1 protein-coding gene is annotated in these 455 nt (G+C 71.2%); it reads right to left on the bottom strand.

What is annotated here, in order from left to right; translation table 11 throughout:
- Positions 1 to 376 (bottom strand): LysM peptidoglycan-binding domain-containing protein (locus AC13HU_RS38155; RefSeq protein WP_483046576.1); only part of this gene is annotated, 376 nt, incomplete at its 3' end.
- Positions 377 to 455 lie beyond the last annotated feature (79 nt).

Below are 455 nucleotides of genomic sequence, written 5' to 3'. Positions count from 1 at the left end.
GGCTGTTGTTGAGCTGGTACAGCCGCTGCCAGCCACCGTCCACGTCGTACGAACGGGCGATGCCCGCCAGGGTCTCACCGGGCTGCACTGTGTGCACGATGTGCTTGAAGCCGCTCATCCCGATGGGCCGCGAGCACGCCGGCCAGGCACCCCAGCCCTGCGCCCGAAGTACCACCTCGGCGATGTCGATCTGGTGCTGGGGCGTGGCCAGGTCGGCGCGGCGCGCGTACTTCAGCCCGCCGAACAACTCCCAGGTGGGCTGCCAGAACTGGAGCCCGCCGTAGTAGCGGTTGCCGGTGTTGATCTGCCAGTCGCCGCTGCTCTCGCACATCGCCAGGTCGTCCCAGACCGAGCGCTGCCGGGTGAACGTGACCACGCGCCGAGTGGCGGCGCTCGCCGGTGCGGCGGCAGCGGGTGCGGCGGCAGCCGGTGCAGCCGCAGCGGGGACCGTACCG

This window comes from Streptomyces sp. NH27, from assembly GCF_056859195.1.
The sequence above is the reverse complement of the archived record's forward strand: the minus strand, read 5'-3'. Positions and strand labels throughout refer to the sequence as shown.